The organism is Pseudomonas mosselii, from assembly GCF_003205295.1.
GTDB classification, from domain to species: Bacteria; Pseudomonadota; Gammaproteobacteria; order Pseudomonadales; family Pseudomonadaceae; genus Aquipseudomonas; species Aquipseudomonas mosselii_B.
The window spans coordinates 100,056-118,974 of the sequence record NZ_QJRP01000001.1; the positions used below are offsets into that span (position 1 = coordinate 100,056).

The following is an 18,919-nucleotide window of genomic DNA, read 5'->3' on the forward strand; positions in this document are numbered from 1 at the left end:
TGCAGGCCAGGCGAAGGTGTGCCCTGCAGGTCGGCTCGTGGTTGCCTTGCTGCGGTGCGACGCGATTGCCAGAACTGCGGTGATGCGCTTCCGTCCCTCGGGACAACTTCTTCGTTGCAGTCGCAATCCCGTCGAACCGCCTTGTGGGCCGTATGGACACGAGGTGCCTCCACGGTGGGAGGAGCGCACCTCGAAGACCCTTGCCAGGGCCTCTGATTAGCGGGAGCGAGGCCATCATGCCCTTGCCGAAAAGAGCCTGTCAAATGTTTTGTAGTGCTTTTTTAGGCTTACTACATCCTTGGTCTAATGCGACTTGGCGGTCAGTTTCAAGGCCTTTGGTCGAGGCCTTGAATTGCCTGGGCTCAGTCGAGAAGGTCGACTTTGACCCGCAACGTCATGTTTTCACCGCGCTGGGTGCTGTAACTGAGGCTTGACGCGCTGCGTTCGGATTGGCTCTGCTGGTTGAACCCGGCCAGGGTGATCCACTCGCCGAGCTTGCCGGTGACGGTCGTGTCGGTGCTTTGCACTTTCACTACATCGGCACGTTCCTGGCTCATTCGATCATTATTGGTGCTGATTTGCAGGCGAACAGTGTCGCCGCTCAGGCGTGGCGTGACGTAGAAACCCTGGGTGACATTGCGGTATTCGGTGTTGCTCTGGATGCGCCCGTAACCGTCGGTGGCAGTGCTGGTGACGGGGATGCTCTGGCCCACCTGGATCAGTGCCGGCTGGCCGTCGCTGGCCTGTACCTGCTGCATGCCGCCTTCGCGGTTGGCGGTGCCGTAGCGGATCACGCGGGCGTTGCCGCGGTTATCCTGGAAGTTGCTGTCGTTGTTGTCGACGCTGATCAGCAGGCGCTTGGGTGCGGTGTCGAGCTGTTGCAGCAGGGCGCGCAGGTCGTCGATGCGTTCCTGGCTGGCGTTGACGATCAGCTTGTCCTCGAAGGTGCTGACGCTGCCGTCCTTGCCCAGGAACGACTGGGCGGCGGGCAGCAGCTCGGCGCTGCTGCGGTGTTGCAGGGGAATGACCTCGGTGGCGGCCTGGGCGGTGAGGCTGGCGGCCAGCAGCAGGGAGGCGAGCAGGGGGCGTAGCGGCATGTCCATGATCTCCGCGGGTGGAGTGGACATGATGGCAAATTTGTGTGCAACTTGCCCTGCGGATTGACGGTGGCTGCTGTCAGACAAATTCCGTACCATCGCGCCCCTCGATTTCCAGTCTCGCCCCCAAAAGGCAACGCATGTCCTGTGGGAGCGGGTTTACCCGCGAATGCGTCAGGGAATGCACCATCGCATTCGCGGGTAAACCCGCTCCCACAGGTAATGTGTGCTGCCATTGCTGTCTGTACAGGACCCTCATGAAACCCGCCCGACTTCGCGCCGACCTGCTCGCCGGCCTCACCACTTCCTTCGCCCTGGTGCCGGAGTGCATCGCCTTCGCCCTGGTGGCTCACCTCAACCCGCTCATGGGTCTGTATGGCGCCTTCATTATCTGTACCCTGACCGCCTTGTTCGGTGGCCGTCCCGGCATGATCTCCGGTGCCGCGGGTTCCATGGCGGTGGTGATCGTCGCCCTGGTGGTGCAGCACGGCGCCCAGTACCTGCTGGCCACGGTGCTGCTCGGCGGGGTGGTGATGATCCTGTTTGGCGCGCTACGCCTGGGCAAACTGGTACGCCTGGTGCCTTACCCGGTGATGCTCGGCTTCGTCAACGGCCTGGCCATCGTCATCGCCCTGGCCCAGTTGGAGCACTTCAAGGACGGCGAGCACTGGCTCGGCGGGATGCCCCTGTACCTGATGATCGGCCTGGTGGCGCTGACCATGCTGGTGGTCTACGTCCTGCCGAAGCTGACCCGGGCCGTGCCGCCGGCGCTTGTGGCAATCCTGGGCGTCGGCCTGCTGGTCTACCTGCTCGGCCTGCCGACCCGTACCCTCGGCGACATGGCTCATATCGCCGGCGGCCTACCGGCGCTGGCCCTGCCGCAGGTGCCCTGGAACCTGGAAACCCTGAAGATCATCGCCCCCTACGCGCTGCTGATGGCCATGGTCGGCCTGCTGGAAACCCTGCTGACCCTCAACCTCACCGACGAGATCACCGAGAGCCGCGGCTATCCGGACCGCGAATGCGTGGCCCTGGGCGCGGCCAACATGGTTTCGGGCCTGTGCGGCGGCATGGGCGGCTGCGCGATGATCGGCCAGACCGTGATCAACCTCAGCTCCAATGGCCGTGGACGCCTGTCGGGCGTGGTGGCCGGGGTGATGATCCTGCTGTTCATCCTGTTCCTGTCGCCGCTGATCGAGCGCATTCCGCTTGCGGCGCTGGTTGGGGTGATGTTCGTGGTGGCCCAGCAGACCTTCGCCTGGGCCTCCCTGCGGGTGCTGCACAAGGTGCCGGTCAGCGATGTGCTGGCGATCATCGCGGTGACCGTGGTCACGGTGTTCACCGATCTGGCCACGGCGGTACTGTTCGGCATCGTCATCGCCGCAATCAACTTCGCCTGGCAGCATGCGCGGGAGCTGTACGCCGACAGCCATGTGGACGATGAGGGCAGCAAGCATTACCAGGTGCATGGCACGCTGTTCTTCGCCTCGACCACGCCGTTTCTCAATCAGTTCGATGCGGCCAATGATCCGGCCAGGGTTATCCTGGATTGCCAGCACCTGAGCTTTGTCGACTATTCGGCGATTGCGGCGCTGAAGACGCTGCGCGAGCGTTACGCCAAGGCGGGCAAGCAGTTGCGCGTTGTGCATTTGTCAGGGCGGTGCAAGAAGCTGCTCAAGCGGGCGGGGGAGCAGCATTGAGTTCGTGCCTGTGAGCGCGATTGCTGCAGGAGGCCGTGTGCAGTCGGACAGAGGTCGCTCGAAGCTGTTTCGCAAAGTTTTTGATTTTTTTGAAAAAAAACCTTTACAGGTGCACATTCGATGACTAATATGCGCCCCACACGACAGGCACATAGCTCAGTTGGTTAGAGCACCACCTTGACATGGTGGGGGTCGTTGGTTCGAGTCCAATTGTGCCTACCAAACTTGAAAAGGGCGATCCGCAAGGATCGCCCTTTTTGCTTTGTGCCGTTCCACGGCTGCTGACACACGCTGCAACCTTCCACCTTCGCCTCATCCCTGCGGCCGAGCTGTCCGCTCATGCTAGAATCCGCCCCTTCGAATCTGGAGGTACAGGCGTGCGCAAACTGGCGGTGGTAATGGCGGTGTTGGCCCTGGCGGGCTGTAACAACGAGGTCGAAGGCGTGCACAAGCAGGTGGCCGAGCACCTGAACAACCCCAAGACGGCCAAGTTCGCCAACGTACGCTTCGACACCCAGGGCTCCATCTGCGGCCAGGTGCGCGGCAAGGATGACGCCGGGCAGTACGAGGCCTATCGCAGCTATGTGGCGATCAAGCATGACGGCCAGTACGAGATCCTCATCGACGAGACCGGCAACAACCTGCGCATCCGTGAAGTCTGCGGCGGCGCCGACCTGCAGCGCCGCGCCGAGGCCCTGGCCGACCAGCCGGCACCGGAGGGTTGGGATGTGGAGGTGATCCAGGGGCCGAACATGGGCGCCCTGACCGACATGACCGCGCGCCTGATCGAGAAGGGCATTCCGTCCTGGGTCGAATACCGTGACGGCAAGCCGGTGGTGCTGATGGGGCCGTTCCCGGCCAAGGCCGATGCCGATGCGCGCAAGGCCGAAGTGATGGCCAAGCTGGGCACTGACTCGATCGTCATCCAGCACGGCGTCAAACGCTGATTGTCGTCCGTGGGCTGAGGTGGCATTGATCACCCGGGGTGAGATGCTGCCCGCTTCGACTGCTGGCGATCAGCGCTGATGTCCTCGAACACGCTGATCAGATGCTGCGGTTGCCCATCCGCGCGCCGTTCCAGCGATGTGCGCGCCCGCACCCAGATATAGTGCCCGTCCTTGTGACGCACGCGCTTCTGCACCTCGTAACGGTCGATCTCGCCGGTCAGCATGCGCTGCAGTAGCGCCAGGTTGTCCGGCAGGTCGTCGGGATGGGTGATCTGCTGGAAGGTAGTGCCGTACAGTTCGTCCTCGCCGTAGCCCAGCAACTCGCAGAAACTGCCGTTGACCCGCTGCCAGCTGCCGTCCGGGTCGATGTAGGCCAGCGCGCCCCAGGCCAGTTCGAAGATGGTGCGAAAACGCGCCTCGCTCTGACGCAGCTCCTCTTCAGCCACCTTGCGTTCGGTGTTGTCCATGCTGATGCCGACCATCTTCACCGGGCGCCCGACGCTGTCGCGCAGCACCGTGGCGCGCGAGGCGATCCAGCGCTGGCCGCCGTCGGGGCGGGTGATGCGGAAATCGCACTCGCAACCGGTGCCGTCGGCCACCGCCTGGGCATACATGCCCTGCATGTGGCGGGCGTCATCGGCGTGGATGTGCTCCCAGAAGTCCTCGTTGCGGCGCAACGGCCAGCCGTACACCGCCTCGACGTTGGGCGAGTAGGTCACTTCGTCGGTGACCAGGTTCCATTCCCAGGTGACGATGCGCGCGCCTTCCTGGGCCAGCTTCATGCGCGTCTCGCTTTCCATGATCTCGGCGGTGTAGCGGCGGCGCACGTCGGTCATCGGCAGCTCGACCACCTCGGCCTGCTGCACGCTGTGCAGGGCCTCTTCCCCGTAGCGCAGCCAGATCCAGTTGACCTTGAGCAGGTCGGCCAGCCGACGCAGGTTGTCGTAGTCGATCTCGCCGCCGCGGGTCCACTTGTGCACCGCCGTGCGCGAGATCCCCAGCGCCGTGCCCACGGCCTGCAGGGTCAGCTTGTGGTGTTCGAGCAGTTCCTTGAGGCGAAAGGCGAAGCTGTTTTCGGTCATGGGCGCTGGATCCTTGGGCGGGCACGAAGGGGGCAGTATACCCGAGCTGTCAACTTGAGGTTGACGGGGTGGTTGCCGGGCCTGCCAGGGCCGGTTAACGTGGCGCCTGACTCACTCAGGACAGGGAAGCACCGCAATGAGCCGATCACTGGAACTCAACCGCGCCAGCTGGGACGAGCGCGCGCCACTGCACGCCGCCTCCGGGGATTACCAAGTCGAGCGCTTCGTCGCCGAGCCCGGGCACCTGTCCGAGGTGGTGCGCTTCGACCTGCCGCGCCTGGGTGATATCCACGGCCTGCGCGCGGTGCACCTGCAATGCCATATTGGCACCGACACCCTGTCGCTGGCGCGCCTGGGCGCTGAGGTCTGCGGCCTGGATTTCTCCGCGGCATCGCTGGCCCAGGCGCGGCAGTTGGCCGAGCGCTGTGGCGCGGGCATCGCCTATGTCGAGTCGGATGTCTATCAGGCCGCGCAGGTATTGCCGGCGGGGGCTTTCGACCTGGTCTACACCGGTATCGGCGCACTGTGCTGGCTGCCGAGCATCGAGCGCTGGGCGCAGACCGTGGCAACGTTGCTCAAGCCGGGCGGGCGGCTGTTCCTGCGCGACGGCCACCCGATGCTGATGGCCGTGAACGAGGATCATGAGGACTGCCTGCAACTGGAGTACCCGTACTTCGAGCGCGAGGCGCCGACGGTGTGGCACAGTGACGAGACTTATGTTGAAACCGACCAGGCACTGACCCAGACCGAAACCCATGAGTGGAACCACGGCCTGGGCGAGGTGATTACCGCGTTGCTGAACAACGGCCTGCGCATCACTGGCCTGGAGGAGCACCAGAGCATCCCCTGGGAAGCGCTGCCGGGGCAGATGAGGCTGGGCGATGACGGCGAGTGGCGCCTGATCGAGGCGCCGTGGAGGTTGCCGTTGAGCTATACGCTGCAGGCGGTGAAGGGGTAGAGGACGGGATTTGCGCGTACGCGATTCGTGGGAGCGGGCTTGCCCCGCGATAGGGCCGCCATTGCAATCGCGGGGCAAGCCCGCTCCCACGAAACCCGCGCCATTTCAGCCTGGGACCTGCTTCCTCAGGACAGGAACCCACCATCGACATTGAGCGCGGTGCCGGTGGTATAGCTGGAGGCATCGCTGGCCAGGTACAGCACCGCGCCGGCCATCTCGCTCGGGTCGGCCACACGCTTGAGCGGGATCTGCTGCAGCGCGGCGTTGCGGATGCTGTCGTTCTTCACCAGTGCCGAGGCGAACTTGGTGTCGGTAAGCCCCGGCAGCAGGGCGTTGCAGCGGATGCCGAACTGCGCGCACTCCTTGGCGAAGACCTTGGTCATGTTGATCACCGCCGCCTTGGTCACCGAGTAGATGCCCTGGAACAATCCGGGCGAGACGCCATTGATCGAGGCCACGTTGATGATGCTGCCGCCGCCGTGCACGCGCATTAGCTTGCCGGCTTCCACCGACATGAAGAAGTAGCCGCGGATGTTGACGTCAACGGTTTTCTGGAAGGCCCCCAGGTCGGTGTCCAGGACGTTGCAGAACTGCGGGTTGGTGGCGGCGTTGTTGACCAGGATGTCGAGGCGGCCGAACTGCTCGCGGATGCCGGCGAACACCTGCTGGATCTGTTCCATCTCGCCGATGTGGCAGGCCACCGCGGTGGCCTTGCCGCCGGCGGCGACAATCGCCTCGGCCACCTGCTGGCAGCCGTCGAGCTTGCGGCTGGAGACGATGACATGGGCACCCTGCTGGGCCAGCAGGTGGGCGATGGCTTCGCCGATGCCGCGGCTGGCGCCGGAAACGAAGGCGATCTTGCCGTCGAGGTCGAACAGGTGGGTCTTGGACATGCGCGTATTCCTTGTTGTCTGCCGGGATTACAGGCTGGATTTGCCGATCAGTTGCAGGCTCATCTGCTCCAGCAGCCGGTTCATGTGGATGAACTGGGCGAAGCGCTTGTCCTGGGTCTGGCCGTGGAAGAAGCGGTAGTAGATCTGCTGGACGATGCCGGCCAGGCGGAACAGGCCGTAGCAATAATAGAAGTCGAAGTTGTCGATGCGCATGCCGGCGCGCTCGGCGTAGTAGTCGACGAACTGCTGGCGAGTGAGCATGCCGGGGGCGTTGCTCGGCTGGCGGCGCATCAGTTGCACCGGCGCCGGGTCGCCGGCCTCGATCCAGTAGGCCAGGCTGTTGCCCAGGTCCATCAGCGGATCGCCGATGGTGGCCATCTCCCAGTCCAGCACACCGATGATGCGCATCGGGTTGGCGCTGTCGAGGATGACGTTGTCGAAGCGGTAGTCGTTGTGCACGATGCCTGGGCGCGGGTGGTCGGCAGGCATCTTCTCGCGCAGCCAGGCGATCACCTGCCCCCAGCGCGGCGCGTCGGGCGTCAGGGCTTTTTCGTAGCGGCTGGCCCAGCCTTCGACCTGGCGCTGCACATAGCCTTCCGGCTTGCCCAGGTCGGCCAGGCCGCAGGCCTGGTAGTCCACTTGGTGCAGCTCGACCAGGCGGTCGATGAAACTCTTGCACAGGGCTTCGGTGCGTCCGACATCCAGGTCCAGTTCGGCGGGGATGTCCGAGCGCAGGATGATGCCGTTGACCCGTTCCATCACATAGAACTCGCCGCCGACCAGTGACTCGTCGGTGCAGTGCACGTAGGCCTTGGGGCAGTAGGGGAAGCCGGCGTTGAGCTGGTTGAGGATGCGGAACTCACGGCCCATGTCGTGGGCCGACTTGGCCTTGTGGCCGAACGGCGGGCGGCGCAGCACGAACTCCCGGTCCGGGTAGCTGACCAGGTAGGTCAGGTTGGAGGCGCCGCCGGGGAACTGGCTGATGCTTGGCGTGCCCGCGAGACCGGGAATGTGATCCTTGAGGTACGGATCGATGACGGCCGCGTCGAGTTCTTCGCCGGGGCGTACCTGGGTGGACTGGTCGGTGAGCGTCATGCGATTTCCTTATGATCAGTAGCAAGGACTATTGGCTAATCTAATTTCCTGTCAAAGCTGGTACAAGCGTGCCAGACGTTTATTGGCCTGGGTGTTGCCGGGCGATCAATGGCCCTGATGGGCGGGCCTTGCGGCAGGCGAAAAAAAACCGAAGCACATGCGGCTTCGGTTTTTTCATTGGCGATTCGCCGCGCCGATCAGGCCGGGAACAGCTCGCTGAGCTTCATCGACAGCATCATGTCGCCTTCGACGCGCAGCTTGCCGCTCATGAAGGCCTGCATGCCGTCGGTGTCACCGCTGACGATGCCCTTGAGGGTGTCGCTGTCCAGTACCAGGGTGCAGTTGGCGTCGGCGTTCTCGCCTTCCTGGATCTCGCAGGTGCCATCCTTGACCAGCAGGGCGTAGTGCTTGTCTTCGTCGGTGATGTTGAAGCCGAACACCAGGTCCAGGCCGGCGGCAGCGGATGGGTTGAATTTTGCCTTCATCGCCTCGACGGCTTTAGCTACATCGCTCATGGTGTATTCCTTGTTAAGTGATTTTCGCGTCCGCAAGGACACAACAGACCGGGCTCATCGGTAGGTGACGAGCTCCGGCAACCGCAACAGCCGCACATGGGCTTGGCTGTTGAAGGAAGCCAGGGTGACGTCGCGGCCACGGAACTTCAGATGGCTGAGCGACGTATTGATGATCTGCCAGTTCAGGGCGAACGCCTGAGCCGGCGTGATTCCGCTTACCAGGTGGAGCAGGGCGGCGATGGTGCCGCCGGAGGTGAACAGGGCGATGTTGTCGCCGCTGGCCGCGCTGTCGAGCAGGCGCCGCAGGCCATCGCCGACCCGGCCGGTGAAGGCCTGCCAGGTTTCCAGGTGTTCGTCGTGGGCATGTTCGCCGTCGTGCCAGCGCTGCACCATCAAGGCGAACAGGCGCTGGAACTCGCCGCGGTGCTGGGTGCAGTTGCGCAGCACATGCAGGGCTTCGGGCTCTTCGGGCAGCAGGGCAGGGAGCAGGGCACGGATCACTCCGTCGGCGTCGAACTCGTTGAAGGCCGCGTCGGTCTCTATGGTCGGGACTGCCTCGCCATGGGCCTGCAGCGCGTCCAGGGCCAGGCGGGCGGTGTCCTGCTGGCGGCGCAGGGTACCAGCCACGCAACGGTCCAGGCGCAGGCCCAGTTGGGCGAGGTGCTCGCCCAGTGCCTGGCTCTGACGCTCGCCCACCGGCGAGAGGACGTCGTAGTCAGCGGCACCGAAGGAGGCTTGGCCATGTCGGATCAGGTAGAGATTGCCCACGTTGAAGTCCGGCCCGGTTGGAGGTTGCTGCGAGGTTAGGTTGCCCCAGGCGGGCTGTCAACGAAAAAACATACAAGCGTTTGAAAAGGTCGTTTGAACTGTGTTGCCAGCATTTTCACCGGCTGGCAGCGGCTTTGGCGCCCCGGTATGCTTGCATCCAGTTCGCGCCCTTGCGGCGCTGGTTTATCAAGGAGTCAATGTGGAGTTTCTTGCCGAATACGCAAGCTTTCTCGCCAAAACCGCCACCCTGGTGATCGCCATCCTGGTGGTGCTGTCGGCCATCGCCGGCCTGCGTGGCAAAGGGCGGCGCAAGCCGGGCGGGCAGTTGCAGGTTACCCGTCTCAACGAGTTCTACAAGGAACTGCGCGAGCGCCTGGAGTCGGGCCTGCTCGACAAGGCCCAGCTCAAGGCCCTGCGCAAGCAGCAGGCCAAGGCGGAAAAACAGCAGAAGAAAAAGCCCGAGGACAAGCGCCGCGTGTTCGTCCTCGACTTCGACGGCGACATCAAGGCCTCGGCCACCGAGAGCCTGCGCAACGAGATCACCGCGCTGCTGACCTTGGCCACCCCGCGTGACGAGGTGGTGTTGCGCCTGGAGAGCGGCGGCGGCCTGGTGCACAGCTATGGCCTGGCGGCTTCGCAGCTGGCGCGCATCCGCGAGGCCGGCATCCCGCTGACCATTTGCATCGACAAGGTCGCCGCCAGCGGCGGCTACATGATGGCCTGCATCGGCGAGAAAATCGTCAGTGCGCCGTTCGCGGTGCTGGGCTCGATCGGCGTGGTGGCGCAGATGCCCAACGTCAACCGCCTGCTGAAAAAGCACGACATCGATTTCGAGGTGCTGACCGCCGGCGAATACAAGCGCACCTTGACCGTGTTCGGCGAGAACACCGACAAGGGCCGGGAGAAGTTCCAGGAAGAGCTGGACATCACCCACCAGTTGTTCAAGGACTTTGTCGCCCGCTACCGTCCGCAGTTGCACATCGACGAAGTGGCGACCGGCGAGGTCTGGTTCGGCATTGCCGCGCTCAATCGCCAGCTGGCCGACGAGCTGGGCACCAGTGACGAGTATCTGAGCCGCAGCGCCCGCGAGGCCAATGTGTTCCACCTGCGCTTCGCCGAGCGCAAGAGCCTGCAGGAGCGCATTGGCGTGGCTGCCAGCGGGGCGGTGGAGAACACCCTGGTCGGCTTGTGGAGCAAACTCGGGCGTCTGCGCTAACACCTTGAACCCCTTGAAGATTTTTTTCTTCAAGGGGGTTGCAAGGTGCATCGAATGCCGACATAATGGCGTCCATCGAAACGCAGCTGGCTTGAAAAAGCGCAGCGGTTTCAAGGGGATAGCGAAAGCTGGCTCCAACTTTGAGGCCGAGTAGCAAAGTGGTTATGCTCCGGATTGCAAATCCGTCTACGCCGGTTCGATTCCGACCTCGGCCTCCACCATTCGAAACCCCGCAGATCTAGGTCTGCGGGGTTTTTCTTTGCGCGCAAGAAATGCCAGGAGTTCCGGAACAATGGGCATGGTGTTCTGAAAAGACCTTCGATAAAATACTGGTTGCATGTACAGTATTTTTATGTGAATATTGCTCCAGATTCGTCGTAGAGCGACGGGTTTTCTCCCAAGGCCATGAGCCTCGAATTATCGCCTTTGAGCGACATGAAAGCGGAATCCTCCGCGAAAAATCAGTCGACTCATAAAGGTGAAAGAATGGAAGTAGTAACTGTTGGTGCAAAGTCCTACGCTGCAGATGTCTATGGCGTCGACGCGATCATCAAGCCCGCTGACAACGTAGCGGGTGCTGTAATTCGTACTTGCTCGCTTACGGGTGCCAGCTGGGCTGGTCTTGTTACAGGGGCCGTGGCTCCTAAAAGTGCGACCGATACCGTCGGCAAGCCTGTACTTGTAACGCTTGGCCCTGGCGCTGTTCAGCAGCTTCCCTATCAGGTCCAGATTCCAGCTGGATATGGGCTGTGGATCACTGCAAACGGTGCCCCAAGTCGCGCTTGCGTGACTTACGACCTGCTGCCATAAGACGCAAAGGGCTGTGTTAACAGCCACTTGTTCTTGTCCTTTCCTCTTGTGAAAGGGCTCAGACCTCGGTATTCACCGAGGTCTTTTCTTTTTCGGCTTCAGCCGCGTCTACGCAGCCACTCATCCGCAACTTCCCCCATGGTGGCAGGCGCTCCGCTCTTGATCCAGGCCATGAAAGCGCGGTCGAACTTGAAGGACTCGCCACATTCACCGACCAGGAACCGCCGGACCTTCTGGGTGTTCCGGTAGTGCCTGTCCAGTGGGGTAGTGCGGGTGATCGGTCCAGCGTGCCAGTCGAAGCTCATCTTCATTCCCTTGGATGGCTGTCACCCCAGGAGCGTAGCATTGTCGGCAGCTGCGCGCGCGTGCCCTGACCTGATGGTCTGCGCGGTCTAATCAAGCCAGGCGGCTTGCCAGAAGCTCGATAAACGCCCGCACCTTGACCGGCCGAAAGCGAGCCGTTGGAAAGACCGCATGGATCTCGCCTCGGGGTAGCGACCACTGTGGCAGCACCTCGATTAGCCGGCCTGCTTGCAGGTCTGGTTCCGCCACATAGTCCGGGAGTACCGATAGCCCGGCCCCGAGCAGCGTGGCTTCGCGCACTGCCAAGGTGGCGTTGAGCGACAGGCTGGCTTTCATTTCCACCGTCTCGCGCTGTGAGCTGTCCTTGGCAAATACCCATCGGGTCGGTTCTCGCAGCGCCAGGTTCGCCACGATCGGCAACTCGGCCAGATCCGCCGGGGCCTGCAGTTTGCCTACCTGCGCTTGCCACTGAGGGGCGGCCACCAATCGTTGCGCAAACTGGCCGATTCGCCGGGCCTGCAGGTGTTGCTCGGTAATCCAGCCAACGCGAATGGAAAGGTCAAGATCGTTGGCGCCCAGATCCAGGGTCTGGTCGCTGAAATGGGCCTCGACCTTGCACTGCGGATAGCGCTGCGAGAATGCGGTGATGGCCGGCACCACGACACCGATGCCGTAATCGAAAGGGGCGGTCAGGCGCAGGGTGCCCGTCGGCTCGCTGGCGGCCTCGGACAACTCTTCGAAAGCCTCTTCAGCCTCTTTGAGGATCAGGGCGCAGCGGTGGTAGAACTGTTGGCCTGCCTCGGTGGTGCGGACTTTTCGCGTGCTGCGCACCAGCAGTGTGGTTCGACAGTCGTTTTCCAGCCGCGCCACCTGTTGGCTGACCACGGCCTTGGTGATGCCGAGGCGCTCTGCTGCTGCGGTGAAGGAGCCGGTTTCGACTACCGCGGTGAAGTACGCAAGCCTGTTCAGGCTGGAGGCGCCGGTCATTGATATACCCTTGAATGTCTGCATATAACATACAGTGTGTTTATTTTGTATGCGTTTAAATGTCAATGCGCGCACTATAAGATTCGAGGCATTCAATTCAAGGCGTTTCACTATGAACAAGACCCTGGTTTACCTCTTCGATCCACTGTGCGGCTGGTGCTACGGTGCAGCCGGACCGCTGCCTCAGGTTCTCGAATCCACGGGCCTTGCGTTGCGCCTGATACCGACGGGGCTGTTTTCCGGCAGCGGTGCTCGCGCCATGGACGATGACTTTGCGGCGTATGCCTGGAGCAACGACCAGCGTATCGAGCGGCTGACCGGGCAGGTCTTCAGTGAACGCTATCGCGACCAGGTGCTCGCCGACCGTCTTCAGGCGTTCGACAGTGGTCCGTCTACCCTGGCGCTCAGCGCAGTGAGCCTGACTTCGCCTGAGCGCGAGTTCGAAGCGCTCAAGGCGATTCAGGCGGCGCGCTATGTCGATGGCCTGGATGTGACCCGGCTGGAGACGTTGACAGCTGTGCTGGCGAACCTGGGCTTGAATGCCGCCGCCGAGCGGCTGGCGCGCCCGGATTCGGCCTTGCTGCAGGCCAACGACGATCGTGTGGTGCAGGGGCGTACCTTGCTGGGTCGCGTGGGCGGCCGAGGCGTCCCGACATTTGTCCTGCAAGAAGCGGACGATGCCCTGCAGTTGTTACCTGCCAGCGCTATCTTTTCAGATCCACAGGCCTTCATTCGCGAGCTGAACGCGGGGGTAAAACCATGAGCAAGAGCAACCTGGACATCATCCGAGCCTCGTACGAAGGCTCAGCCGAACAGAATGGCCAGAATCTGCTGGCGGCGTTGGCTGCGGACGTGAGCTGGACCGAGGCGGCCGGCTTTCCTTATGCCGGTACCTATGTCGGCCCCCAGGCGATCATGGAGGGTGTGTTCCATCGCCTGGCCACCGAATGGGATGGCTACCAGGCCAAGGTGCATACCTATGTGGCCGAGGACGACCGAGTTGCCGCCTTTGGCGTTTACTCAGGTACCTATCGCAAGACCGGGAAAGCGATGACCGCAACCTTTGCCCATCTGTACCGTTTGACGAACGGCAAAATCGTCAGCATGGAGCAATACGTCGACAGTGCGCAGGTCAACGCGGCGCTCACCTGAGTCCGTGGCACACACGTTTTGGAGTCGTGGACGGATCAAGGGGCAGGCCGCTGCAGGGCGGCCTGCCCCCGCTGGCAATTACTTGCCCGAAGTATCCTGCTCGACCACCAGGTCCAGCACATAGACCTGCGACGGGGCGTCGGCCGGCGGGTTCTTCCATTCGTATTGCTTCACGCGCAGCACGGTGCGCACGCCGTCGCGGTGCTCGAAGCCCTCGATGGACTGGTACAGCGGATGCCAGCTGTCCTGGGTCGCCAGCTGCAGGCCGGCGTCGTCATAGCGACGCTCGCGCACTTGCAGGCACTGGTAGTTGGGGATCAGCGGGTGGCTGCACTTGACGGTCTTGGCGGCCACCTCGAGGAACTTGATCTCGCCCTTGCTGCCGTAGCGGGTCTCCGGGGTGGCTTCACCCTGGAACTTCAGCACCGAGCCGTCCTGTGTGGTCAGTTGCAGCACCGGCTCCCCGGCATCGTCGGAGAGGGTGGTGCGCAGGTCGCCCTTGAACAGGCGCCCGACCTGGGCATCCAGTTCCATCAGGGGCTTGTCGCAGGCTTTCAGGGTCGAGGCCAGTGATTGCACCTTCAGTACGCCGTCCTGGACGGTATAGCCGCCAAACTGGTTGTTGCAGCCGCCGCTGATGTTCAGGTTACGCTCGGCGAAGTTCAGGCGCAGTTTGCCCTCGATGCCAGGCGCCATGGCGGCAATGGCCTTGCCCGACGCATCGTTGGCAGTGATCAGGTTCCAGTAGTAGGCCGAGAGTTTGGGCTGGGTTGCGGTAGACGCGGCAGTAGCAGGCATGGAAGGCGTCCCTTCATGGGAAGTGGAAGCCGGGGCGCAGGCCTGGAGCAGGGCGGCGCAGACGGCAACTAGGAGAATATTCTGTTTCATGGTTCGCTCTTTCAGCCTTGAAAAATGGTGGCGGCATCCTCGACAAGCGGGATGCGCGCGCCGGTAAACCGGGATATCGAGGCCGTAAAGGGTCGCTTCGCGATGTGGACCTTGCCACGCTGTGAGCGGTGTTGGACGGCCTCGGCAATAACCGATGGCAATGGGACAGCATCGATTCCATTGAGTTTCATCGACGGGGTGGCCTGCAAGTGTTGCCAGATTTTGCAAGAAAGCCAGCGCCCTCTAGACCTGCGGACCTTTGCAGGGATATCCACTCATTTTCGCGGCCTGGAGCGCACGCTCCCTGGTCAGGGGCCTGAGTGCCCCTGCTGCATAGCCGTTCTTGATGTAAAGAAAATAGTTACCCTGCAGGTCGTGGAAGATCCGGTAAACATCGGCAGCTCCATGGGGGGTTGGCAGCGTGACTTTATCGACCACCAGTTCGTAGCCGTCGATATCCAAACCGCCCAGCCTGGCCGTGAAGTCTGCCTCGAAGGCTGCGCGCCAGCGATTGCGCTCGTAGGTGCATGCCCAGAAGAGGGCGATCAGTACCAACAGTCCAGCGCACAGAAAGGCGATGTCGGTGAGCAGTTTCAGCATGTCGTTCCTTTGACCTATGGTCCTTCAATACCGGCTGTATGCCACTTTACCAAGTCGCAACGGGAGAGTGCGCGCCCGCCGTAGTGTTGATATGCCTGATTGCTCAAGTAGGGGCATGGCAAAGACTCATGGCGTTGTCGTGGGCTAGGATTGCACAGACCCCAATCTGCAGAGGCAAGCAGCAATGAACAAACGCCGCCCCGTCATTGCCACACTGACATCCATCGCACTGGCACTGGGGCCCTGCATGTCCTTCGCCGACCCGGGTAATGGCAAGGGGCATGGCAAGGGGCAATCCCAGCAGAACCATGGCAACCCAGGGGCGGGCAAGCACGATAGCGGTGATGGCGGCCCCGTAATCGACCGTGGCGATGTGCTCGGTATCCTGGGTGGGCACCGTGACTACTGGAGTCCTGGGCCAGCGCTTCCTCCAGGTATCCAGAAGAACCTGGTGCGTGGCAAGCCTCTGCCCCCTGGCATTGCAAAGAAGCTCGACGGCCGGCTGCTGGGCCAACTGCCGCGTTATGACGGTTACGAATGGATGCAGGCGGGTGTCGATCTGATTCTGGTGGCAGTCGCCACGGGGGTGATCTACGAAGTGCTCAACGGTGCTTTCGACTAGTGTGGTACTTCTGAAACACCGCACTAGCGCAGGCAAAGAAAAGGCCCGCTGGGGAGGGCGGGCCAAGTGTTTCACGGATGAGTCACTACCTTGGCACAGCGGACGTGAAAATGTTGTCAATTGCCGTGGCTTTCTCGTGATCGGAGCGCTCAAAAAAAGAAAACCCGCCAAAGAGGCGGGTTGAACAGAACGTATCGAAGCCAGGTCAGTCTGCCTACGCGGATGTCAGAATTTCGTGAAGGTCTGGTCGAAGCGATGTCAGTAACCGTTACTGAATTTTTCGTCGATCATGCGCCGTTTCACGGCGTATTGTTTCTGGTTGATGACATCCAGCAGCAGTTGGTTGTCGAGCACATCCAGTTCGCTTCGTTTCAGGCGTGAGACATGCGCCCGGGTGACTTGGTAATTGATCGATTCCGCAGCGTTGTACCCACTGACAGGGTCCCACAGTACCGAGACTGGCCATAGCAACAGGTTGACCGTGCCGTACCCGTAGGCACGCCCATAAAACGAACCACCTCCCGGAAGCAGCCCTAACAACAGCGCGCCTGCAGGGCTCTTTTCCTCAACAGCCAGGTTGTTGGCCCGATAATGATCGAGTTCGGCCTTCTGAATGGAATTCAGACCGCTGGCGCAGCCGGTGATCAGCGTAAGTAGCACGGCGGTGAACAGATAGCGATGAAGCATTGTGGATCCTTACTTGCGGGGAGATTTTTCCTCGCAAGCCATGGGCACGAGGTAGCGCTATGCTGCGCCGAGGGCGGCCACCTGGCTGTCATCCGAATCATCCGTGCTCGTCAGAAATAGCCATGAGAAGACGCATCAGCCAGCTCAGGCATGAGCGATCGCCAGCTGGCTGATGACGCACACCGAGCGATCCTTCGCTGGCGTGGTTGCGCTGTAGTCCATCTGGTTGTAAACCCCACCATGGAAGTTGAAGGTGCGTCCATTCCAGCTGGAGGTCAGCTTAAGTGTGCCCGAGTCGGCTTCGCGTCCGTCGTGGATGGCGATGACCTTGGCAGCGCTGTCGGCGGTGACTTCAATACTGATGTCGAAGAGCGCGCCCAGGGGGACACCCGTCAGCAAGGTGCTGTTGATCGGCGTCGCCTGATCGAAGTCCCGGCGAAAGCCGAGGGTGATCTTGCCCTTGTTCCAGAACACCTTGATTGCCGGGCTGTCGTCGTCTTTCACATGCATCTGTGCGATCACCACCTTCTGCGCCGAGTTGACCTGCTCGAGCACCATGCGCTGCTGGCTGAAATGTCGGTTGGCACTGTTCATGGCCCAATAGGTGGCTTCCTTCCACTCGCAGCGGGTGCGATGGGTGCTCTTGCTCGACGCGCCCTTGGTCGGCGCGGTCATGCGTATTGCGCCATTGTCCAGGCGACTGACCACCTGGGGCAGGGTGGCCAGGGCCTGCGCTCCGGTGACCTCCAGGGCCACAGGGTTGGTAGCGGATTTGGCAAACGGTGTGGTGATGATCAGCGTGTCGATGTTCACGGCCATGGGGAAACCTCCTGGATAAAAAGATCCTGCATCTATGCGAGCGTTTAAAAGGCGTCCGGTTCAGTGAGCCAGGGAGGGCCGGGCAAAAAAAGCCCGCCAGGGCGGCGGGCAAAGTGCGTTTTTGAAGGGAGAGCCTGCACCATGCGCCTTGTCGGTTAAGCCGGGGTTAAGCGCCGCGAGGATTGACCGCCCGCGCCGATGCGCCTATACAGGCGTGCCGTTGTTACCGGAGCCTGCGATGCACGCCGAAGACGATCTGCCCGAACCCGAGCACGACCACCTGCTCGACCCCGAATTCCACGAAGACTACGACCCCGAGGCGGACGCCTACGGGGCGCTGGATGAAGTCGAGGAGGATGAAGAATCGCTCGACGACTTCGACGATGAGGACGACCATCCGGCCTGGCACGACGACTGCGACGATTGATGTCGCCGCCGTCGCGCTCAGCGACGGTCGAGGGAGAAGCGCCCGGCGCCGGTAACGGCCAGCAGCAGTAACCCGCCGACGATGGCGAGGTTCTTCAGGAACTGGGTCATGTTGGCACTGCGCTCGGGTTCGACCATGTTCCAGAACGGGTGCCCGAGCAGCGCGGTGCCCAGCACGAAAAGAGCGAACAGCAATGCCAGCGGGCGGGTGTAGAAGCCCAGTATCAGCAGGATGCCGACCAGCAGTTCCATGATCACGGCGACGGCCGCCGCCAGCATGGGCGCGGGCGCGCCAAGGGAGGTCATGTAGCCGACCGTGCCTTCGAAACCGCTCAGCTTGCTCCAGCCGGAGAGCACGAACAGGATCATCAGCAGGATGCGGGCGAGCAGCAGGATGACGTCGCGTTGACCGTCGAGCAGGCTATAGCGCATGGCGGCGCTCCAGTGGATAGGGACAGGTTCCACTCTAGCAGCTGTGCGGCGGTTTTCCGGCGGGCATGAAAAAGGCGCCGCAAGGGCGCCTTGATCGACAGAAGATGGTGCGAGTGGCGGGACTCGAACCCGCAAGGCTCACGCCGACAGATTTTAAGTCTGCTGTGTATACCAATTCCACCACACTCGCACGATTGACCGGCATGCTTCATAGCAACAGGGCCGAGGCAATCAGGCGCGCTTTATAACCCATTGTTATAGAAGCGTCAACCGGCCCCAGGGTTCAGGGTTCGATGCTGCGGGCGATGTCGCGCATGTCGCGGGCCGAGTGACGCAGGTCATCGGCGTGTCCATCCATGGCTCGTGCATCGGCCTGATGGATCGAGTGGCGCAGGAACCGGGCATGGCCATCCAGGGCCTGGCACAGTTCATCGAGTTCACCGGCGTTGCGCATCAGGTCGTCCTGCAACCCTTGCAGGCGAAGGTTCGAAGTCATGTCGCTTCCTTGTGGGATCGGGGCGCGGCCACTATAGGTCAATTGACAGGATGCCGCCATTACGCCACTGTTGACTCATTGGATCCAATGGTTGTGTCGCCATGTCATCGCGTTCCCCCGACCCAGGCGCAGTCCGGCGTATCCGGCCGAAGCTGTTCTGGCGTCTGCTGTTTCTGCTTGTCTGCCTGCTGGCGGCGTTCCTGTATGCCGGCTTCATGAGCCTGGGCGGCTATCTGCTGATGCTCGGGCTCGATCCGCAACACCCTGAGTCACAGCGCTACATGGCCTTGGGCGGCGGGGCGTCGATCTTGCTGCTGGGGCTGTGGCTGTTGAAAGTGGCGATGCCGCGCCGACTGGTGCCGACGGTGGTGGAGCGCGACAACTGACGATCGTCGCCTGAGGGGCGGTGTCGGCGGGACTTTTGAC

At 62.2% G+C, this 18,919-nt stretch carries 25 protein-coding genes and 3 tRNA genes; 12 read left to right on the forward strand and 16 right to left on the reverse strand.

Annotated features, from left to right (window positions below; all coding sequences use genetic code 11):
• Positions 1 to 362: 362 nt before the first annotated feature.
• Positions 363 to 1,127, reverse strand: a complete 765-nt coding sequence (locus DMX06_RS00465; RefSeq protein WP_258378755.1) for a secretin N-terminal domain-containing protein — start codon at positions 1,125 to 1,127, stop codon at positions 363 to 365.
• 227 nt (positions 1,128 to 1,354) lie between these two features.
• Between DMX06_RS00465 and DMX06_RS00475 the strand changes: the two genes are divergently transcribed.
• From DMX06_RS00475 to DMX06_RS00485, 3 genes are all read left to right on the forward strand, one after another.
• The gene (locus DMX06_RS00475; RefSeq protein ID WP_110733477.1) at positions 1,355 to 2,797 is read left to right on the forward strand and encodes a SulP family inorganic anion transporter; all 1,443 of its coding nucleotides are present in this window, start codon (positions 1,355 to 1,357) and stop codon (positions 2,795 to 2,797) included.
• Positions 2,798 to 2,942: 145 nt separating this feature from the next.
• Positions 2,943 to 3,019 (forward strand) — tRNA-Val (locus DMX06_RS00480).
• A 155-nt stretch (positions 3,020 to 3,174) separates the two neighbouring features.
• A complete protein-coding gene (locus DMX06_RS00485) occupies positions 3,175 to 3,744 on the forward strand; it encodes an SPOR domain-containing protein (RefSeq protein WP_110733479.1) in 570 nt (189 codons plus the stop codon).
• A gap of 29 nt (positions 3,745 to 3,773) precedes the next feature.
• On the opposite strand, the gene DMX06_RS00490 is transcribed toward DMX06_RS00485, so the two are convergent.
• On the reverse strand, positions 3,774 to 4,826 hold the full coding sequence (locus tag DMX06_RS00490; protein WP_110733481.1) for a helix-turn-helix domain-containing protein: 1,053 nt from the start codon (positions 4,824 to 4,826) through the stop codon (positions 3,774 to 3,776).
• 136 nt (positions 4,827 to 4,962) lie between these two features.
• On the opposite strand from DMX06_RS00490, the gene DMX06_RS00495 reads away from it, so the two are divergent.
• Positions 4,963 to 5,784, forward strand: a complete 822-nt coding sequence (locus tag DMX06_RS00495) for a class I SAM-dependent methyltransferase (protein ID WP_110733484.1) — start codon at positions 4,963 to 4,965, stop codon at positions 5,782 to 5,784.
• A 125-nt stretch (positions 5,785 to 5,909) separates the two neighbouring features.
• On the opposite strand, the gene DMX06_RS00500 is transcribed toward DMX06_RS00495, so the two are convergent.
• From DMX06_RS00500 to DMX06_RS00515, 4 genes are all read right to left on the reverse strand, one after another.
• Positions 5,910 to 6,677: an SDR family oxidoreductase gene (locus DMX06_RS00500; RefSeq protein WP_110733486.1), complete on the reverse strand. Its 768-nt coding sequence runs from the start codon at positions 6,675 to 6,677 to the stop codon at positions 5,910 to 5,912.
• A 27-nt stretch (positions 6,678 to 6,704) separates the two neighbouring features.
• A complete protein-coding gene (locus DMX06_RS00505; protein ID WP_110733487.1) occupies positions 6,705 to 7,772 on the reverse strand; it encodes a phosphotransferase family protein in 1,068 nt (355 codons plus the stop codon).
• Positions 7,773 to 7,969: 197 nt separating this feature from the next.
• Complete coding sequence (locus tag DMX06_RS00510) at positions 7,970 to 8,287, reverse strand: SCP2 sterol-binding domain-containing protein (protein ID WP_050706279.1); 318 nt, start codon at positions 8,285 to 8,287, stop codon at positions 7,970 to 7,972.
• A gap of 54 nt (positions 8,288 to 8,341) precedes the next feature.
• On the reverse strand, positions 8,342 to 9,055 hold the full coding sequence (locus DMX06_RS00515) for a histidine phosphatase family protein (protein WP_110733488.1): 714 nt from the start codon (positions 9,053 to 9,055) through the stop codon (positions 8,342 to 8,344).
• A 199-nt stretch (positions 9,056 to 9,254) separates the two neighbouring features.
• On the opposite strand from DMX06_RS00515, the gene sohB reads away from it, so the two are divergent.
• From sohB to DMX06_RS26235, 3 genes are all read left to right on the forward strand, one after another.
• On the forward strand, positions 9,255 to 10,271 hold the full coding sequence (gene sohB / locus DMX06_RS00520) for a protease SohB (protein WP_110733489.1): 1,017 nt from the start codon (positions 9,255 to 9,257) through the stop codon (positions 10,269 to 10,271).
• Between the two features lie 144 nt (positions 10,272 to 10,415).
• A tRNA-Cys gene (locus DMX06_RS00525) sits at positions 10,416 to 10,489 on the forward strand.
• 187 nt (positions 10,490 to 10,676) lie between these two features.
• Positions 10,677 to 11,081, forward strand: a complete 405-nt coding sequence (locus DMX06_RS26235) for a hypothetical protein (protein ID WP_181427757.1) — start codon at positions 10,677 to 10,679, stop codon at positions 11,079 to 11,081.
• Between the two features lie 98 nt (positions 11,082 to 11,179).
• Here DMX06_RS26235 and DMX06_RS00535 read toward each other — a convergent pair whose 3' ends face one another.
• Together DMX06_RS00535 and DMX06_RS00540 are read right to left on the reverse strand one after the other, a co-directional pair.
• Positions 11,180 to 11,386 carry a DUF6434 domain-containing protein gene (locus DMX06_RS00535; RefSeq protein ID WP_110733492.1) on the reverse strand — a complete coding sequence of 69 codons (207 nt, stop codon included), beginning with the start codon at positions 11,384 to 11,386 and terminating at the stop codon, positions 11,180 to 11,182.
• Between the two features lie 91 nt (positions 11,387 to 11,477).
• On the reverse strand, positions 11,478 to 12,371 hold the full coding sequence (locus tag DMX06_RS00540) for a LysR family transcriptional regulator (RefSeq protein ID WP_220037400.1): 894 nt from the start codon (positions 12,369 to 12,371) through the stop codon (positions 11,478 to 11,480).
• Between the two features lie 112 nt (positions 12,372 to 12,483).
• On the opposite strand from DMX06_RS00540, the gene DMX06_RS00545 reads away from it, so the two are divergent.
• Positions 12,484 to 13,134 carry a DsbA family protein gene (locus DMX06_RS00545; protein WP_110733498.1) on the forward strand — a complete coding sequence of 217 codons (651 nt, stop codon included), beginning with the start codon at positions 12,484 to 12,486 and terminating at the stop codon, positions 13,132 to 13,134.
• Positions 13,131 to 13,523, forward strand: a complete 393-nt coding sequence (locus DMX06_RS00550; protein WP_110733500.1) for a nuclear transport factor 2 family protein — start codon at positions 13,131 to 13,133, stop codon at positions 13,521 to 13,523. Before DMX06_RS00545 ends, DMX06_RS00550 begins: the two co-directional genes overlap by 4 nt.
• Positions 13,524 to 13,601: 78 nt before the next feature.
• Here the strand turns inward: DMX06_RS00550 and DMX06_RS00555 are convergent, their stop codons facing one another.
• The 3 genes from DMX06_RS00555 to DMX06_RS00560 form a co-directional block, all read right to left on the reverse strand.
• A complete protein-coding gene (locus tag DMX06_RS00555; RefSeq protein ID WP_258378759.1) occupies positions 13,602 to 14,321 on the reverse strand; it encodes an META and DUF4377 domain-containing protein in 720 nt (239 codons plus the stop codon).
• 101 nt (positions 14,322 to 14,422) lie between these two features.
• Positions 14,423 to 14,602 (reverse strand): hypothetical protein, encoded by a 180-nt coding sequence (locus DMX06_RS26045; protein WP_146232174.1) that lies wholly within the window; start codon positions 14,600 to 14,602, stop codon positions 14,423 to 14,425.
• 52 nt (positions 14,603 to 14,654) lie between these two features.
• Positions 14,655 to 15,011 (reverse strand): hypothetical protein, encoded by a 357-nt coding sequence (locus DMX06_RS00560; RefSeq protein ID WP_110733505.1) that lies wholly within the window; start codon positions 15,009 to 15,011, stop codon positions 14,655 to 14,657.
• Positions 15,012 to 15,195: 184 nt separating this feature from the next.
• Here DMX06_RS00560 and DMX06_RS00565 point away from each other — a divergent pair, with 184 nt between their 5' ends.
• Complete coding sequence (locus DMX06_RS00565; RefSeq protein WP_110733508.1) at positions 15,196 to 15,633, forward strand: anti-virulence regulator CigR family protein; 438 nt, start codon at positions 15,196 to 15,198, stop codon at positions 15,631 to 15,633.
• Positions 15,634 to 15,891: 258 nt separating this feature from the next.
• Here the strand turns inward: DMX06_RS00565 and DMX06_RS00570 are convergent, their stop codons facing one another.
• Positions 15,892 to 16,320: a hypothetical protein gene (locus DMX06_RS00570; RefSeq protein ID WP_110733510.1), complete on the reverse strand. Its 429-nt coding sequence runs from the start codon at positions 16,318 to 16,320 to the stop codon at positions 15,892 to 15,894.
• Positions 16,321 to 16,464: 144 nt separating this feature from the next.
• Positions 16,465 to 17,139, reverse strand: coding sequence for a polysaccharide lyase family 7 protein (locus DMX06_RS00575; RefSeq protein WP_110733512.1), 675 nt, complete (start codon positions 17,137 to 17,139; stop codon positions 16,465 to 16,467).
• Between the two features lie 238 nt (positions 17,140 to 17,377).
• Between DMX06_RS00575 and DMX06_RS00580 the strand changes: the two genes are divergently transcribed.
• Entirely contained in the window at positions 17,378 to 17,566 is a 189-nt protein-coding gene (locus DMX06_RS00580) for a hypothetical protein (RefSeq protein WP_110733514.1), read from the forward strand.
• 17 nt (positions 17,567 to 17,583) lie between these two features.
• Here DMX06_RS00580 and DMX06_RS00585 read toward each other — a convergent pair whose 3' ends face one another.
• The 3 genes from DMX06_RS00585 to DMX06_RS00595 form a co-directional block, all read right to left on the reverse strand.
• Complete coding sequence (locus DMX06_RS00585) at positions 17,584 to 17,997, reverse strand: DoxX family protein (protein WP_062573504.1); 414 nt, start codon at positions 17,995 to 17,997, stop codon at positions 17,584 to 17,586.
• 105 nt (positions 17,998 to 18,102) lie between these two features.
• Positions 18,103 to 18,187: transfer RNA gene (locus DMX06_RS00590), tRNA-Leu, on the reverse strand.
• Positions 18,188 to 18,280: 93 nt separating this feature from the next.
• Complete coding sequence (locus DMX06_RS00595) at positions 18,281 to 18,493, reverse strand: hypothetical protein (protein ID WP_110733515.1); 213 nt, start codon at positions 18,491 to 18,493, stop codon at positions 18,281 to 18,283.
• 101 nt (positions 18,494 to 18,594) lie between these two features.
• On the opposite strand from DMX06_RS00595, the gene DMX06_RS00600 reads away from it, so the two are divergent.
• Positions 18,595 to 18,879 carry a hypothetical protein gene (locus tag DMX06_RS00600; protein WP_110733517.1) on the forward strand — a complete coding sequence of 95 codons (285 nt, stop codon included), beginning with the start codon at positions 18,595 to 18,597 and terminating at the stop codon, positions 18,877 to 18,879.
• The last annotated feature ends 40 nt before the right edge of the window (positions 18,880 to 18,919 follow it).